Origin of the sequence: Pararhodobacter oceanensis (assembly GCF_003076755.1) — a bacterium.
GTDB lineage: Bacteria > Pseudomonadota > Alphaproteobacteria > Rhodobacterales > Rhodobacteraceae > Pararhodobacter > Pararhodobacter oceanensis.
Map to the genome: position 1 here is coordinate 41696 of NZ_QDKM01000009.1, position 16353 is coordinate 58048.

Annotated in this window: 16 protein-coding genes and 2 tRNA genes; 10 read left to right on the forward strand and 8 right to left on the reverse strand. The window is 63.1% G+C overall.

Features of this window, described 5'->3' with window-relative positions; genetic code table 11:
- The first annotated feature begins 18 nt into the window (after positions 1-18).
- The 5 genes from ispH (at position 19) to trxC (ending at position 3184) form a co-directional block, all read left to right on the forward strand.
- Entirely contained in the window at positions 19-969 is a 951-nt protein-coding gene (gene ispH, locus DDE20_RS15720; protein ID WP_116559482.1) for a 4-hydroxy-3-methylbut-2-enyl diphosphate reductase, read from the forward strand.
- Positions 966-1583, forward strand: a complete 618-nt coding sequence (locus DDE20_RS15725; protein WP_165814537.1) for a class I SAM-dependent DNA methyltransferase — start codon at positions 966-968, stop codon at positions 1581-1583. The genes ispH and DDE20_RS15725 overlap by 4 nt, the downstream gene beginning before the upstream one ends.
- Positions 1580-2041: a ribonuclease HI gene (gene rnhA / locus DDE20_RS15730; protein WP_116559483.1), complete on the forward strand. Its 462-nt coding sequence runs from the start codon at positions 1580-1582 to the stop codon at positions 2039-2041. The genes DDE20_RS15725 and rnhA overlap by 4 nt, the downstream gene beginning before the upstream one ends.
- Positions 2038-2661, forward strand: coding sequence for a trimeric intracellular cation channel family protein (locus tag DDE20_RS15735; RefSeq protein ID WP_116559484.1), 624 nt, complete (start codon positions 2038-2040; stop codon positions 2659-2661). Before rnhA ends, DDE20_RS15735 begins: the two co-directional genes overlap by 4 nt.
- A gap of 73 nt (positions 2662-2734) precedes the next feature.
- Positions 2735-3184 (forward strand): thioredoxin TrxC, encoded by a 450-nt coding sequence (gene trxC / locus DDE20_RS15740; RefSeq protein WP_116559485.1) that lies wholly within the window; start codon positions 2735-2737, stop codon positions 3182-3184.
- Positions 3185-3639: 455 nt separating this feature from the next.
- Here trxC and DDE20_RS15745 read toward each other — a convergent pair whose 3' ends face one another.
- The 6 genes from DDE20_RS15745 to DDE20_RS15770 form a co-directional block, all read right to left on the reverse strand.
- Positions 3640-4491 carry an ABC transporter permease gene (locus tag DDE20_RS15745; protein WP_116559486.1) on the reverse strand — a complete coding sequence of 284 codons (852 nt, stop codon included), beginning with the start codon at positions 4489-4491 and terminating at the stop codon, positions 3640-3642.
- 6 nt (positions 4492-4497) lie between these two features.
- Positions 4498-5778: an ABC transporter permease gene (locus DDE20_RS15750; protein ID WP_240608129.1), complete on the reverse strand. Its 1281-nt coding sequence runs from the start codon at positions 5776-5778 to the stop codon at positions 4498-4500.
- Between the two features lie 101 nt (positions 5779-5879).
- The gene (locus tag DDE20_RS15755; RefSeq protein ID WP_116559488.1) at positions 5880-6998 is read right to left on the reverse strand and encodes an extracellular solute-binding protein; all 1119 of its coding nucleotides are present in this window, start codon (positions 6996-6998) and stop codon (positions 5880-5882) included.
- An 89-nt stretch (positions 6999-7087) separates the two neighbouring features.
- The gene (locus DDE20_RS15760) at positions 7088-8185 is read right to left on the reverse strand and encodes an ABC transporter ATP-binding protein (protein WP_240608132.1); all 1098 of its coding nucleotides are present in this window, start codon (positions 8183-8185) and stop codon (positions 7088-7090) included.
- Between the two features lie 245 nt (positions 8186-8430).
- Positions 8431-8517, reverse strand: a tRNA-Leu gene (locus DDE20_RS15765).
- Positions 8518-8637: 120 nt separating this feature from the next.
- Entirely contained in the window at positions 8638-9945 is a 1308-nt protein-coding gene (locus DDE20_RS15770; RefSeq protein WP_116559490.1) for a peptidoglycan-binding domain-containing protein, read from the reverse strand.
- Positions 9946-10090: 145 nt separating this feature from the next.
- Between DDE20_RS15770 and lipB the strand changes: the two genes are divergently transcribed.
- The 4 genes from lipB (at position 10091) to DDE20_RS15790 (ending at position 13743) form a co-directional block, all read left to right on the forward strand.
- The gene (gene lipB, locus DDE20_RS15775) at positions 10091-10756 is read left to right on the forward strand and encodes a lipoyl(octanoyl) transferase LipB (protein ID WP_276308537.1); all 666 of its coding nucleotides are present in this window, start codon (positions 10091-10093) and stop codon (positions 10754-10756) included.
- A gap of 265 nt (positions 10757-11021) precedes the next feature.
- Positions 11022-12695 carry a cytochrome c oxidase subunit I gene (gene ctaD, locus DDE20_RS15780; RefSeq protein WP_116559492.1) on the forward strand — a complete coding sequence of 558 codons (1674 nt, stop codon included), beginning with the start codon at positions 11022-11024 and terminating at the stop codon, positions 12693-12695.
- 75 nt (positions 12696-12770) lie between these two features.
- Positions 12771-13118 carry a VOC family protein gene (locus tag DDE20_RS15785; RefSeq protein ID WP_116559493.1) on the forward strand — a complete coding sequence of 116 codons (348 nt, stop codon included), beginning with the start codon at positions 12771-12773 and terminating at the stop codon, positions 13116-13118.
- A gap of 130 nt (positions 13119-13248) precedes the next feature.
- Complete coding sequence (locus DDE20_RS15790; protein ID WP_116559494.1) at positions 13249-13743, forward strand: DUF2244 domain-containing protein; 495 nt, start codon at positions 13249-13251, stop codon at positions 13741-13743.
- 71 nt (positions 13744-13814) lie between these two features.
- On the opposite strand, the gene DDE20_RS15795 is transcribed toward DDE20_RS15790, so the two are convergent.
- Complete coding sequence (locus DDE20_RS15795) at positions 13815-14279, reverse strand: GatB/YqeY domain-containing protein (protein ID WP_116559495.1); 465 nt, start codon at positions 14277-14279, stop codon at positions 13815-13817.
- A 163-nt stretch (positions 14280-14442) separates the two neighbouring features.
- Between DDE20_RS15795 and DDE20_RS15800 the strand changes: the two genes are divergently transcribed.
- Positions 14443-14518: transfer RNA gene (locus DDE20_RS15800), tRNA-Ala, on the forward strand.
- Positions 14519-14544: 26 nt separating this feature from the next.
- Here the strand turns inward: DDE20_RS15800 and DDE20_RS15805 are convergent.
- Positions 14545-16344, reverse strand: coding sequence for an acetate/propionate family kinase (locus DDE20_RS15805; RefSeq protein ID WP_116559496.1), 1800 nt, complete (start codon positions 16342-16344; stop codon positions 14545-14547).
- Positions 16345-16353 lie beyond the last annotated feature (9 nt).

Genomic DNA, 16353 nt, shown 5'->3' on the forward strand with positions numbered 1-16353 from the left:
CGAAACGGAGGCCCCTAGATGTCGAAACAGCCCCTGACCCTGTATCTGGCCGCCCCGCGCGGGTTCTGCGCCGGTGTCGACCGCGCGATCAAGATTGTCGAAATGGCAATCGCCAAATGGGGGGCGCCGGTCTATGTGCGCCACGAGATCGTGCATAATAAATACGTCGTCGACAGCCTGCGCGAACAAGGCGCGGTGTTTGTCGAGGAACTCGATGAATGCCCCGATGACCGGCCGGTGATCTTTTCGGCCCATGGCGTCCCCAAATCCGTTCCCGCCGCTGCGCAGGCCCGCGAGATGGTGTTTGTCGATGCCACCTGTCCGTTGGTCTCGAAGGTGCATATCGAGGCCGAGCGGCATTCGTCGAACGGCCTCCAGATGGTGATGATCGGCCATGCGGGCCACCCCGAGACGGTGGGCACCATGGGGCAATTGCCCGAGGGCGAGGTGCTGCTGGTCGAGACCGCCGAGGATGTGGCCCATATCACCCCGCGTGATCCGCAAAAGCTGGCCTTCATCACCCAGACCACGCTCAGCGTTGATGACACCGCCGGTATCGTTGCCGCGTTGCAAGAGCGTTTCCCGCAGATTGTCGGCCCGCATAAGGAAGACATCTGTTACGCGACCACCAACCGGCAGGCGGCGGTCAAGGATATCGCCGACCGCATCGATGCGCTCTTGGTGATCGGCGCGCCCAACTCCTCGAACTCGCGGCGGCTGGTCGAAGTGGGCCGCGCGGCGGGCTGTGCCTATGCGCAGCTCATCGGTCGCGCCTCCGAGATCGACTGGCGGGCGCTGGACGGGATCAAAGCCATCGGGTTGACCGCAGGGGCCAGCGCGCCGGAGATCCTGATCAACGAGGTGATCGAGGCCTTTGCTGAGCGCTATGACCTGACCACCGAGATCGTTGAAACCGCTGTCGAGAACGTCGAATTCAAAGTCCCGCGTGTGTTGCGGACGCCTGCATGACGGCTACAGGGATGAGTGGCGACCCCGAGACCCTTGCGGTCTATCAGGCGCGCGCCGAGGACTATGCGCGGATGATCGAGGACACGGCACCGGACGCGGATTTGCAGTCTTTCATCGCGCGCCTGCCTGCGGGGGCCGCTGTGCTCGATCTGGGCTGTGGCCCGGGGCCGGCCTCGGCCGCGATGCTGGCGGCGGGGCTTGAGGTTGATCCGGTGGATGCAACACCGGCGATGGTCGAACTGGCCCGCGCCTGCACCGGCAATCGCGCGCGGCTGGCGACATTCGATGACCTGATCGCGCATGCCGCATATGACGGTGTCTGGGCGAATTTCAGCCTGCTGCACGCGCCCCGTGCCGATCTGCCGCGCTATCTGGAAGCGATCCGCGCGGCGCTGACCGAGGACGGTGTGTTCCATATCGGGATGAAGCTGGGTGCCGGTGAAGAACGCGATGATCTGGGCCGCTTCTACAGCTATTACAGCCGCGATGAACTGGCCGGACTGCTGGCTACGGCGGGGTTAGAAATCCTCTCCGAAGAGATCCGCACCGAGGCCGGCCTCTCGGGTAAACCCGCCGCGGGCATCACTATTTTGACAAGGGCACTGCCGCAATGACCGAAGTTTTGGCATGGACCGATGGCGCATGTTCAGGCAACCCCGGACCGGGGGGCTGGGGCGTGTTGATGCGCGCGATGGACGGCGCGAAGCTGCTCAAAGAGCGCGAATTGCAGGGCGGCGAGGCCGACACCACCAACAACCGCATGGAGTTGATGGCCGCGATCAGCGCGCTCGAAGCGCTGACCCGCAGCACCGCGATCACCATCACCACCGACTCGGCCTATGTCAAAAACGGCGTCACCGGCTGGATCCACGGCTGGAAGCGCAACGGCTGGAAGACCGCGGCCAAGAAACCGGTAAAGAACGCCGATCTCTGGCAGCGGCTGGATGCGGCGCAGGCCAATCATCAGGTGACGTGGAAATGGATCAAGGGCCATGCCGGTCACGCCGAGAACGAGCGCGCCGATGAATTGGCCCGCGCCGGTATGGCACCGTTCAAACCGGCCAAAGCATGACCCTGCTCTCGGCGCTCGACTATCTGTCGGTGTTCATCTTTGCCCTGACCGGCGCGCTGGCGGCCAGCCGCGCGCAGCTCGATCTGGTCGGTTTTTTCTTTATCTCCTGCCTGACCGCGGTCGGCGGCGGCACCATCCGCGATGTGCTGTTGAACCGCGATCTGGTGTTCTGGGTCACCGATCCTTGGTATATCGCCGCTGCCTGTGTGGCTGCGGTTTTGGTGTTTTTCCTGGCCCATAAGCTGGAAAACCGCCGCCGCGCGCTGGATTGGCTGGACGCGGGCGCGCTAGCGGTGGCGGTCTCGGCAGGGGTCGGCGTGGCGTGGTCGCTGGGGCATGGACCGGCGATTGTGCTGATCATGGGGATGATCACCGGCACCATGGGCGGGATGATGCGCGATGTCGTCTGCAACGAGGTGCCCTTGGTGCTGCGCAAGGGCGAGTTGTATCTGAGCGCCGCGTTCTTCGGGGCTTTGGTGGCGCAGATCATCCATCTATTTACCGATTACGACCTGCTGGCCTTTGCCGCCTGCGCGGTGGTGACCTTCTTGCTGCGTGCGGGGTCGCTGGCCTTCGGGTGGAAGCTGCCGATCTATAAGGCGCGGCCCAAGCGGCATTGAGGCGTGATTAAGGTTGACAGAGGCGCGTGGCATGCCCATGTCGCATTCTGATTTGTGAATACGTGAGGCTGTGATGAGCGCGAAGATCAAACTGACCTGTAGCGACTGCGGGCAGGTCAACCAATTCCCCGCCGACAAAGCCGGAGCGGCGCCGAAATGCGGGATCTGCGGGGCGGCTCTGGGGCTGGGCAAGGTCGCGGCGCTGGATTTCAAGACGCTGGAGAAGGCGGCGAAGTCCGACGGGGTGCCGCTGCTGGTGGACTTCTGGGCGCCGTGGTGTGGGCCTTGTCGCGCGATGGCGCCCGAGTTCGAGAAGGCCGCGAAGGCGCTGGCGCCGAAGGTGCGGCTGGCGAAGATCAACACCCAGTCCAACCCCGACGCGACGGTGCGCTATAATATCCGCGGGATACCGGCGTTTATCCTGTTCCATAAGGGGCGCGAGATTGCCCGTCTGTCCGGCGCGCGCCCGGCCGCGGCGATCGAGAAATTCGTGCGGGACAGTTTGGCGAAGCAGAAGGGGTGAGGCGCCCTCGCACGGCGACAAGGCGAAGCCGCCGTGTGTCATTATGCACAAGCCGAGCAGCGTCAGGCCGCGGGCGGGCGACCGCGGGTAAAGCGGCGCATTTTATGGTGCGTTCTACATCCATGATTTGAACGGGGCGCTGGTGGTAATGGATCGCCAGTCCGGGGGGCGGCCTGGCGATGCACGGCGGCTTCGCCTTGATTCCGTGCGGGGGCAAGCAGAGCAACGAAGCGCCTCGCCAGACCGCGGGATGGCGATCTGACCGTCGAACGAAGCGCTTTATGGTAGCTAAGTCAGAGCACAGATTGAGTGATGTGCCTCGGTCCAGAATATCGCCAGCCCGTGCGGGCGGTCTGGCGATGCGCGGCGGCTTCGCCTTTACTCCGCGCGGGGGGCAGGAAAGCAAAACGCGGGACCGAGGCCCCGCGTTTGACTGATTTCTGCTGAACGATGCCCTACCCCGGCGACATGCCCCGCAGGCGCTCGTTACGGCGGCGCAGGATTTCGAGCGTGGCCAGCAAGAGGATCGACAGCCCCACCATCAGCGTCGCCACCGCCAGAATCGTCGGGCTGATCTGCTCACGCAAGCCGGTGAACATCTGCCACGGCAGGGTCTGCTGCCCCGCCGAGCCGACGAAGATCACCACCACAACCTCGTCAAACGAGGTGATGAAGGCAAACAGCGCGCCCGAGATCACCCCGGGCAGGATCAGCGGCAATTGCACCTTGAAGAAGGTCCGCACCGGCCCCGCCCCCATCGAGGCGGCGGCACGGGTCAGCGAGTTGTCAAACCCGACCAAAGTCGCGGTGACGGTGATGATCACGAAGGGAATGCCCAAGATCGCATGGGCCAGAACCACGCCCCAATAGGTGCCCTGCAAGCCAATCGTCGAGAAGAAGAAATACATCCCCGCCGCCGAGATGATCAGCGGCACGATCATCGGCGAGATCAACACCGCCATGATCACCCGCTTAAAGGGCACATGGCTCTGGCTGAGACCCACCGCGGCCAAAGTGCCCAGCGACACCGAGACCAAAGTCGCCATCGGCGCGATCGACAGCGAGTTCCACATCGCATGCTGCCAATCGGGGTTGGTGAAGAAATCGACATAGTGATGCAGCGAATAGCCTTCGGGGTCGAGGGCCAGCATCTCGGGGGTGAAGGTGAAGTAATTCTGCGCGTTGAACGACAGCGGCACGATCACCGCAATCGGGAACATCAGAAAGAAAAAGATCAGCCCGCAGATCACCCGAAACCCGTAATACCAGGTGCGTTGCAGCGGCGTTGCATAGGTCGGAAGCGCCATGATCTTTTACCCCAGCTTTACGTTGTCGATGCCGACAATCTTGTCATAGACCCAATAGAGCACCAGCACGGCGACCAAGAGGATGGTGCCCAAAGCGCCAACCAGCCCCCAGTTGCCCGAGACATTCCACTGGTGCGCGATCCGGTTCGAGATGAACATCCCCGAGGGGCCACCGACCAGTTCGGGCGTGATGTAGTAGCCCACGGCCATGATGAACACGAGGATCGCTCCGGCGCCGATACCGGGCACCGATTGCGGGAAATACACCCGCCAGAAGGCGGTCCAGTCATTTGCGCCAAGGCTCTTGGCGGCGCGCACATAGCTCGGCGGGACGGTTTTCATCACCGAATAGAGCGGCAGGATCATGAACGGCAGCAGGATATGGGTCATCGCCACGATGACACCGAATTTATTGTTGATCATCGCCAGCCGGTTGTCATCGGCGACCAGCCCGATCCAGACCAGCAACTGGTTGATCACCCCCTGCTCTTGCAACAGCACCTTCCACGCCGAGGTCCGCACAAGTAGCGAGGTCCAAAACGGCAAGAGCACCATGATCAATAACAGATTGGCATATCGCTCTTTGACATTGGCGAGGAGGAAGGCGACCGGATAGCCCAGCAACAGTGTGAGGAAACAGATCAACCCGCTCATCCATGCGGTGCGCCAGAATAGCATCAGATGGATAGATCGGTTGTCGGGCAGTGGCTCGATCTCGCCCGAGACCATCGTGTAATCCACCGCCGAGAGGTAATAGCCCACGGTATAGGGCGAGGAATAGGCCTTGAGCGCGCGCCATGTGGCGACATCGCCCCAGTCATCATGCGCCTCGATCATCAACTCGCGAAACGGGCCGGTGGCATCGTCATCAAGCCGCCGCAGGGGCCGCGAGGCGCGCCGCACCATGGTGGTAAACCCGGCCATCTCATAGTTCATCCGTCGCGCCATGGTCATCGCGGTGCGCTCTTCAATGGCGATCCGCAGGTCGCTGACCAGAGCGGTATAGACCGCCTCGGACGGGAGTTCATTGCTATCCGCATCCCAATCCGCCAGCGCGACCACGGTGCGCGGCAGGATATCGGTGATCTGCGGGTTTTCGACCGAACGGAACAGCATCGAGCCGATCGGCATCAGGAAGCCAAGGACGATAAAGGCCAAGAGCGGCGCGATCAGCAGTAACGCCCTGATTTTCTGGCGGCGCAAGGCCCGCGCGAGGCTGCGCTTGAGCGGTTCGCCACCGCGGGCGTCCATACTGCGTTCGTCGTGATCTGTGGCCTGAGTGCTCATCATTCTTTCCCTGAGGTTGCCGGTTCCCAGAGGCGGGAACCGGCGGGTTCATGAAAAACCGGCCCGAATGCGTATCTGCAAGGGGCCGGTTTGCTCAGGAGTTACTGAGCCAGCCACGCCTGGAAGCGGGCGTCCAGCTCATCGCGGTAGTCAGCCCACCAGGTGTAGTTGAACAGGAAGGAGCCTTCCATATTCTCGGGCGAGGTCGGCATATGCGGACCCATATCAATGCCCAGTTCGGCGTGCTGGCCAACCATCGGCGCCGAGGAGGTGCGTGCCGGACCATAGGAGATATAGGCCGCCTGATCCGCCAGACGCTGGGTGTCGGTGGCAAACATCAGGTAGTCCATCACCCGTGCCTGCGCCTCATCCGAGAGACCGGTGGGCACGATCCAACCGTCAAGGTCGAACATCTGGTGGCCCCAGGCCATGCCGATCGGCTGGTCCTGCTCGGCAATCGCGGCGAACAGACGTCCGTTATAGGTCGAGCCCATGAAGACTTCGCCATCGGCCAGCAATTGCGGCGTTTCAGCGCCTGCCGACCACCAGACGGTCTGGTCCTTGATCGTGTCGAGCATGGCAAAGGCGCGGTCAACGCCCTCGTCGGTCTCGAGCGTGGCATAGACTTCGTCATAGGGCACGCCGTCGCAGAGCAGCGCCCACTCCATGTTACCAATCGGACGACGCTCGAGCGCGCGGCGACCCGGATAGGTTTCAAGGTCGAAGACATCGCAAGCGCCGGTCGGTGCATCGACACCCTCGGGCACCATATCGGTGCGGTAGCCGAAGGTCGTCGAATAGACGATCTGCGGGATGAAGCACTCGGAGATGATCATATCGCCGAAGTCCTCAGACGCCGAGGTGCCATCGGGCGCGGCTGCCAGAACCGCGTCATGGTCGATTTCCTGCGCCAGACCCTCGTCGCACAGACGCATCGCGTCCGAGGCCACGGCGTCGACCAGATCCCAGGTCATATTGCCGGCTTCGTCCATCGCCCGCAGCCGCGCCACAGCATCGCCCGAGCTTTCGTCGGTGATGATCGTGACATCGGGATTCTGCTCGAGATAGGGGTTGTGATAGGCGTTCACCTGCGAGGCCTGATAGGCCCCGCCCCAGGAGACGATGGTCATTTCATTCGCCATATGGCCTTCGGCCGAAGCGCTTCCAACGGTCAATGCGACAACGCCGACAGCGCCTTTTAAAGCGGTGGTCAATTTCATGTAGTTACTCCCTAGTCGTATGCCCGCGTTGTAATTGTCTCGCGCCACCCTGCGGACAAAGGCGGCGTGCAGTCGCGTCGCGTCGCGCCTTAGGCGTCGAGCGCGCGACAATCCTCGGGACGCCAGCCAATGCGGATCTTGTCACCCTTTTGATAGCGTGGCTGGTCCTGTGCATTGCGGTATTTCATCACGAAATCCTGATTTCCGGCCACCCGCAAACGGGTGCGGAACGTGTCGCCCATATAGATGAACTCCAGCACCTCGGCGTCGATCAGATGCGCGTCGGGGTGCAGACGCTCGGGGTTGGATTCAACGCGCTCGGGGCGGATCGACACGCGGGTGCGCTCCCCAGCCTGCGAGACATTGACCGGCTGCGCATCGACCAGCGTGCCATCGTCCAGACGCACGGTGCAATGCTCGCCGTTGATCGTTTCCACCACACCGTCGAGCTTGTTATTCTCGCCGATGAATTGCGCGACAAAGCTGTTTTCGGGGCGTTCATAGAGATCTTCGGGCGGTGCCAACTGCTGGATGCGCCCATCGTTGAACACCGCGACACGGTCCGACATGGTCAGCGCCTCGGTCTGGTCATGGGTCACATAGACCGTGGTGATGCCCAGATCATGGGCCAGTCGGGTGATCTCGAACTGCATATGCTCGCGCAGCTGTTTATCCAGCGCGCCCAAGGGTTCATCCATCAGCACCAGCTCGGGCTCGAACACCAAGGCGCGGGCCAAGGCGACGCGCTGCTGCTGGCCGCCGGACAATTGCGCCGGACGCCGGTTCACAAAGTCCTCCATCTGCACCATGCCCAGTGCGCGGGTGATCTTGGCCTCGCGTTCGGATTTGCCCATGCCGCGCACTTCCAGCGGGAACCCGAGGTTCTCGCCAATCGTCATATGCGGAAAGAGCGCGTAATTCTGGAACACCATCCCGATACCGCGCTTATGCGGCGGGATGTTGTTGATCGGCTTGCCATCAAGCCGGATGTCACCATGCGTCGCCGTTTCAAACCCGGCGAGCATCATCAGACAGGTGGTCTTTCCTGACCCCGACGGTCCGAGCATCGTAAGAAACTCGCCCTTCGGCATGCTGAGGTTCAAATCCTTAACGACAAGTATCTCGCCGTCATAGCTTTTTTGCACGCTGTCGAAAACGACGAATTCGTCGGAGCGGTCAGTCGGCACTAGGTTTTCTCCCTGTTGAACAGCTATTCGTGTTCTTGCGTTCAGTAGAACTACCGCGCAGCAATATTTCAAGGATATTTTGGGAATGTGATCAAAATTCGCAGCGAAAGGCGACATTCGCCCTGCGTATCGGGTGATTTGAAACGCAAATGACCTGCCAAAGGCTAGTTTTTAAGCAATCGTCCCGCCGCGCCATGAAATTCAAGGGCTATCGGCCAGCGCAAAGCGCAGGTTTTGGGAAAAAATGGTGCGGTCGAGAAGACTCGAACTTCCACGGGGGTTAGCCCACAGCGACCTCAACGCTGCGCGTCTACCAATTCCGCCACGACCGCACTCTGGATTGGTGCGGTGCTGATAGCGGGTTCGCCATGGGATGTGAAGGGGGAAAACGAAAAACCCCGCCCGCAGCAAGCGGACGGGGCAGGCAAAGCCGGTAAAACGCCGGTATTTGCTTATTTGCTATAGGGTTGCGGCGCGGTTTGCGGGGCAATCACCGGCGCGACCGGGGTCGCCGCCATGGGCGCGGCGCCGGTGGCACCATCGACCGCGGCCAGAATCAGCGCATTGCGCGAATCAGGTCCGGGACGGAAGGCAACCTCGGTGCTGACCACGCCACCGGCGGGCAGGCTGGCGCGGAACCATTCTGCCGCCAGCTCGCGGCGCTGGGTGGCGCCGATCCCCTGCATCAGGTGATGCGCGGGCAATTCGCCGTAGCTATGCTCGCCCAGCGCCACCAGCACCATCGCCGAGCCGACCGCGACGGTCAGATCTTCGGTCAGATAGCCGCTCGACAGGCAGATCCGCGCGGTGCTGGCCAGATCACTGGTGCTCATCCCCGAGGTCAGCACGAATTGCGTCACCCCCTGCAGCACCTGATCGCGCGGCTGCACCGAGAGCGCCGCGACATGGGGCTGCAACAGCGGCTCGAGCCCCTGACACTGCGCGGCGATGCTCTGCGCGGTGGCGCCGGGCACCTGTGCGACCAGCGCCTCGCCCTCGGCGATGGCATAGCCACGGGCGAGGCAGAACTGCTCATTCAGGGCAAAGACCGGATCGCTCAGCGTGCCAAGCTCGGCATAGCCGCCATTGGCATTGGTCACCAAGGAGACGCGGTTGCAATGCGAGGCCAGCGAGGCCTGCTGCACCGCGCCGCCCGACTGTCCGCCAAAGAAATTCGGCACCGCGCTGGTGGCGGCGGGCGCCTCAGGTGCGGCGGGCACTGCGGTTGCGGCGGGAACCACGGGCGGCGCGGGCGTGGCCACGGTCACCGGCTGCTGGTTGATGCCCAGCATCTCGTCGCGCACGGTGTCCAGCAAGCCGCGCATCCCGTTCGGATGGCTCGCCGCCACGCGGGTCACATGCGGCCCGCCCATCACCGCGCGCTGGTGCGCGCTGAGCAGCACCTGCCGTTCGAATTCGCTGAGATGGCCGGTGACCGGAAAGCTCAGATAGGCCTGATACTGCGAGATCCCGGCGCGCGACTGGCGTCCGAGCACCCCGTCAGCGACGCCGACATGGAACTGGAAATGATTGAGCGCGGTCTGCACATCGCGCGCCTGCTGCCGCGCCGCCGAGGGCACCCGCGGGCGATGGGTGCGCACCGGCTGCGTGCGGGTGCGGTTGTGCTGGATCGCGCCAACGATCACCCCGCCGATAATTCCACCTGCGATTGCATCGCCGATATCCGCGGTGGCGCGACCGGTGCCGCTGACCATCAAAGCCGCCGCAAGTGCGGTTGCGGTTAATGTGTTGAGTTTCATAATACCCTCCCGAAAATGTATTATCTCTTAATGGCGTGCCACCCTAGCACCGTGATTCGATTCGTGCCAAGTCTCTTGGCCAGACCGCCGTTACCAGCGGTCACAACAGCTTAGACGGGATTGCCGCCCAAATGGTTCAAAAGAAATAAAAAATACGATGGAATGGAAAACGCTTGACGGGTTGCAGCCCTATCTCCCGACCCTTGCCGCGATGGAAGAGCGGGTGGCGCAGATCGCCAGTGGCGAGGCCGAAGAGGCGATCTGGCTGCTCGAACACCCGCCGCTTTACACCGCTGGCACCTCGGCCAATGCCGCCGATCTGACCGATCCCGGGCGTTTCGAGGTCTTCAGCGCCGGGCGCGGCGGGCAATATACCTATCACGGGCCGGGCCAGCGGGTGGCCTATGCAATGCTCGATCTCAACCTGCGCGGGCGCGATGTGCGCCGCTTTGTGCACAAGCTCGAAGACTGGGTGATCGCCACGCTTGACGAGTTCAACGTCAGGGGCGAGCGCCGCGAGGGCCGTGTCGGCGTCTGGGTGACGCGCCCCGACAAGCCGCGCAACGCCGATGGCAGCCTGCGCGAGGATAAGATCGCCGCGATCGGGGTGAAACTGCGCCGCTGGGTCAGCTTTCACGGCATCTCGATCAATGTCGAACCGGACCTGAGCCATTTCGACGGGATCGTGCCCTGCGGCATCCGCGAACACGGGGTGACATCGCTGGTCGATCTGGGCCTGCCGGTGACGCTGGAGGATGTGGATGTCGCCCTGCGGCGCGCCTTTGACGCGGTGTTCGAGTCGCAAGACTGAGGCGGCAGGCGCGATCCCGAGGCTCTGGCGCGCATCTGGCGCCGGTCTGGCGCGGCCCGCACCCCTGCCGGAGCGCCCGCAGCGGCAGGTCAAAAACCCTCGGATTGTCATTGACCTACATCAAATTTTTGCCTTCTGCGTCAACTCGAGCGTTGCCGCCGCCTGTCGGGCGAACTAGAACAGGGGCAGGTTCACCCCGGAGTCCTTGGATTTCGGGGAAGGTTTACGTAGAAAAACAAGATCACCAAGGGAACGGGAGCAAAGAATGGCCAACGCAGCCGCTCACGGGCACGAGGACAACCGGGGGTTCTTTACCCGCTGGTTCATGTCCACGAACCATAAAGACATCGGTGTCCTCTATTTGGTCACCTCGGCACTCATCGGCTTCATCTCGGTAGCCTTCACCGTCTACATGCGCATGGAGCTCATGGAGCCGGGCGTGCAATATATGTGTGCCGAAGGCGCGCGCCTGCTGGCCGACGGCCATTGCGAGGCGGCGAACGGCCACCTGTGGAACGTTTTTGTCACCGCGCATGGCATCCTGATGATGTTCTTCGTGTTCATTCCCGCCCTGTTCGGCGGGTTTGGCAACTATTTCATGCCGCTGCACATCGGTGCGCCGGATATGGCGTTTCCGCGGCTGAACAACCTGTCCTACTGGCTCTATGTCGCCGGTGCTTCGCTGGCGGTGTGTTCCTTGTTCGCACCGGGTGGCGGTGGCGATCTGGGCACCGGCGCCGGTGTTGGCTGGGTGCTCTATCCGCCCCTCTCGACCAACTTCGAGGCCGGGTTTGCGATGGATTTCGCGATCTTCGCGGTGCACCTCTCGGGCGCCTCGTCGATCCTTGGCGCGATCAATATCATCACCACCTTCCTGAACATGCGCGCGCCGGGGATGACCCTGCATAAAGTGCCGCTGTTTGCATGGTCGGTGTTTGTCACCGCCTGGATGATCCTTCTGGCGCTGCCGGTTCTGGCCGGTGCGATCACCATGCTGCTGACCGACCGGAACTTTGGCACCACCTTCTTTGATCCGGCAGGTGGCGGCGATCCGATCCTCTACCAGCACATCCTGTGGTTCTTTGGCCATCCGGAAGTCTATATCATCATCGTTCCGGGCTTCGGCATCGTCAGCCATGTGATTGCGACCTTCGCGCGCAAGCCGATCTTTGGCTATCTGCCGATGGTCTATGCGATGATCGCGATCGGGGCCTTGGGCTTTGTGGTCTGGGCGCACCATATGTTCACCGTCGGCATGTCGGTCACCCAGCAGAGCTATTTCATGTTGGCGACAATGACGATTGCGGTGCCAACAGGGGTCAAGATCTTCAGTTGGATCGCGACCATGTGGCGCGGCTCGGTGAGCTTTGAAACCCCGATGCTATTCGCCTTCGGCTTCCTGTTTGTGTTCACCGTGGGCGGCGTGACCGGCATTGTGGTGGCACAAGCGCCGCTCGACCGCAGCTATCACGACACCTATTATGTGGTGGCGCATTTCCACTATGTGATGTCGCTGGGTGCTGCTTTTGCACTGTTCGCCGGGATCTATTTCTGGATGGGCAAGATGACCGGCCGCCATTACCCGGAATGGGCAGGCAAGCTGCACTTCTGGCTGATGTTTGTCGGCACCAACCTGACCTTCTTCCCGCAGCACTTCTTGGGTCGTCAGGGCATGCCGCGCCGCTACATTGACTATCCCGATGCCTTTGCGCAGTGGAATATGGTCAGCTCGATCGGTGCGTTCATCTCGTTCGTGTCCTTTGCGTTCTTCATCGGTGTGGTGGTTTACACCCTGCGCGCCGGCAAGCGCGTGACCGAGAACAACTATTGGAACGAGCACGCGGATACGCTGGAATGGACCCTGACCTGCCCGCCGCCCGAGCACACCTTCGAGCAGCTGCCGAAGCGTGAGGACTGGGATCACGGCCACGCGCATTAAGCGAAGGTCTGCTAGACTGCTGAAAGGCCCCGGTATTCGCCGGGGCCTTTTGCTTTGCCACAGCCGGAGGTCTGAATGTTCAGCGGCACCCATATCATCATCTATTCCACCGATCCGCAGGCCGACCGCGCCTGTCTGCGTGACACGCTGGGCCTGAGCTTTGTCGATGCCGGTGACGGCTGGCTGATCTTTGCCCTGCCCGCCGCTGCCGAAGTGGCGATCCATCCGCATGCGACTTCGGGTGCGCAGGAGGTCTATCTGATTTGCGAGGATATCACGGCGACCTGTGACGCGCTGGAGGCCGCGGGATTGCCCAGCGAGCCGCCGAGTGACGAGGGTTGGGGGATACTCTCGGGGTTCACCCTGCCCGGCGGCAGCAGGTTGCGGTTCTACCAGCCGCGGCACGCCCGCCCGACGGGGTGATGCGCCCGACACCCCAGCCCCCTTGCCTCGCGCCGCCGAGCGCTTAGACTTCCTGTTAACGCCTCCCAACCAAGTGCCCCCGTGCCCTGCCCATACACCACACCCCAGCTACTGCGACCGGAGCCCCCCGATGCCCTATGAGCTGCACCAAGAGGCGGACGGGCGCGCAGAACTGCGGCTTTGGCCCTATAACGCGCTGGCGCCGCGCGGCTTTGCAGTGGTGATCGTGATGGCGGCGGGCACTCTGGCGATTCCGCTGCTGGCGGTGATCGGCTCAAAGGTGCTCTGGGGGTTGCTGCCCTTTGCGCTGATCGCGCTCTGGGGGCTGTGGTATGCGCTCGACCGCAATTACCGCGACCGGCGTATTCTTGAAGCGATGGAGCTGACCCGCAGCGAAGTGACGCTCAGGCGGCAGACCGCCAGTGGCATGGTGCAGGAATGGCGCGCAGATCCGCATTGGATCAGCCTGCATCTGGCGGCCAAAGGCGGGCCGGTGCCGCAATATCTGACCCTGACCGGCGGCGGGCGCGAGGTGGAGCTTGGCGCCTTTCTCACCCCAGAAGAGCGGGTGCGGCTGAGCGAATCGCTCGGCGCGGTGTTGATCCGGCTCAAGTCGTATTCCTGAGCCGCCCGCCGATGACAGTTCCGTCTGACAGAGTGGCGCGGCTCAGGTTTATATCGTTAGGCGATTGGCGTTCAGTTGCCCATCAGGCGGGCTTTGACCAGCGGGCCGACCTGGGTGAAATCCATCTGGCCGGTATAGCGCGCCTTGAGCGCATTCATCACCTTGCCCATGTCGCGGATCGATCCGGCCTCAAGCTCGGTAATGGTCTCGGCAATCGCGCTTTCGGTCTCGTCTGCCGATAGCTGGCGCGGCAAATAAGCCTCGATCACCGCGATCTCGGCCATCTCGCGCTCGACCAGTTCCAGCCGCCCGCCCTCTTCATAGGCGCGCGCGCTTTCGTGCCTTTGCTTGACCATCCGCGACAGCACGGCGGTGATTTCGGCATCGGAAATCTCGCGGTCCTCGCTGTCGCCGCGCAGGGCGATATCGCGGTCCTTGATCGCCGCGTTGATCAGCCGCAGCGTGGATAGGGTCAGTTGATCTTTGGCCTTCATCGCGGTTTTGGTGTCTGCGGACAGACGAGCGCGCAACGACATGTGATATATCCATATTCGTGTCAGGGTCGGCTACATTACCTGTCGCGGCGGCCAAGAGCAACGGGGCTTCACGCGGGCCTGATCGGGTGGCGCGCGCCCCAGCGCCCCCAGCGCCCCCGCAAATACTTGACACGACTCGGTCAATTCCGCAAAAAACCGGCATGGGGCCGTAGCTCAGTTGGGAGAGCGCGTCGTTCGCAATGACGAGGTCGTCGGTTCGATCCCGATCGGCTCCACCACGCCCCGCCCGCTGCGCGATGCCGGTTCAGCCGCCGACAAAAGCCTCGACACCGGCGGCGACCTGCCCGACAAAATCCCTGCCGATCCCCGCCGCATTGCCCTCATCGGTGTCGATATGCATCTCGGTAAAGGCATTGGGCTGCACCCGCACCAAAGTGCGCGCGAAGGTCAGCGCGCGGTCGCCGGTGCCAATGCGCACCCGCACCAATTGCCGGTCTTCCAGCCCCATCGCTTCGGCGTCGGCGGGGTTGATATGGATGTGCCGCGCCGCGACGATCAACCCGTCGGTATCCAATTGCCCCGCCGGTCCGACCAAGCGGATCTCGGGCGTGCCCTCCAGATGCCCCGAATCGCGCACCGGTGCCTCGATGCCCAGCGTGAAACTATCGGTGCGCGAGACCTCGATCTGGGTGCGCGGCCGCAGCGGGCCAAGGATCGCGACATTCTCCAAGGTGCCCTTGGGCCCGACCAGCGTGACCCGCTCATTGGCCACCCAATTGCCCGGCTGGCGCAGCGGTTTCGCCTCGGTGAGCTGATAGCCCTCGCCAAACAGAGCCGCCAAAGAGTCCGCGCTCAGATGCACATGACGGCCCGAGACCGCAATCGGGATCGGCCGCGCCGCAGGCATGGGGCGGGCGAGATGCGCGGCGACTTCACGCGCGATCTGCAGTTGCTCGGCGGTTTCGGTGACGATCACCGCCACCTTCGAGCCGTAGGCCTGAATATGCGGCGCCGCGTAATTGTCCAGATCGGGCGCAAGGTTGCGGTCGTGGTCCAGCCGCAGCCCGAAGAATTGCAGCCCGTCGCAAATCCGCCGCCGCATCGAGGCCGAGTTCTCGCCGATGCCGCCGGTGAAAATCACCCCGTCAACGCCGCCCATCGCCGCCGCATAGCCGCCGATATATTTGCGCACGCGGTAAGCGTAGAGATTGATCGCCAGCTGCGCCTGTGCATCGCCCGCGGCGGCGCGGTCCTCGACATCGCGCATGTCGGCGCTGCCGGTCAGCCCCTTGAGCCCGCTTTCATAGTAGAGATCATGCTCGATCTGCGCGACACTCAGGCCCAGTTCGCGCTGCAGATAGCCAAAGGCTCCCGGGTCGATATCGCCCGAGCGGGTGCCCATCACCAGCCCCTCCAGCGGGGTCAGCCCCATCGAGGACTCAAGGCTTTGCCCCAAATTGATCGCGCAGACGCTGGCGCCATTGCCCAGATGCACCGAGATCAGCCGCAGATCACCCAGCGGCTGCCCCATCGCCTGCGCGGCGCGTTCGGCGACATATTGATGCGAGGTACCGTGGAAGCCGTAGCGTCGCAGCCCCGCCTCGCGCCACGCCTGCGGCACCGCATAGGTGGTGACGCGCGGCGGGTTATCCAGATGAAAAGCGGTGTCAAACACGCCCACCTGCGGCAGATCGGGCCAGACCGCGCGCGCCAGCCGCACGACATTCAGATTGGCGGGGATATGCAGGGGCGCCAGCGGGGTGAGCGCCTCGATCCCCGCCAAAGTCTCGGGGTCCAATGTCGCCGGCCCGTCATGCGCCTCGCCGCCGTGGACAATCCGGTGGCCGATGGCCTCGATCCCCGTGACCCCCCAATCGGCGAGTAGGCCCGGCACCGCAGCGGTGGCGGCGGCCAGATCGGCATAGGGGGCGGTGAAATCCTCGCTGCGGTCCGCGGCTTGCAGATGCACCGTGCAGCCGCCGTCGCGGAACCGGCCAAAGCCGCCCTTGAGCCGCTGCACGACCTGCGCTCCGGCCTCGCCTCCGGTATCGAAAACGCCGATTTTCAGGCTGGAACTGCCCGCGTTGAACACCAGAATGCGCATGTTGTCCCC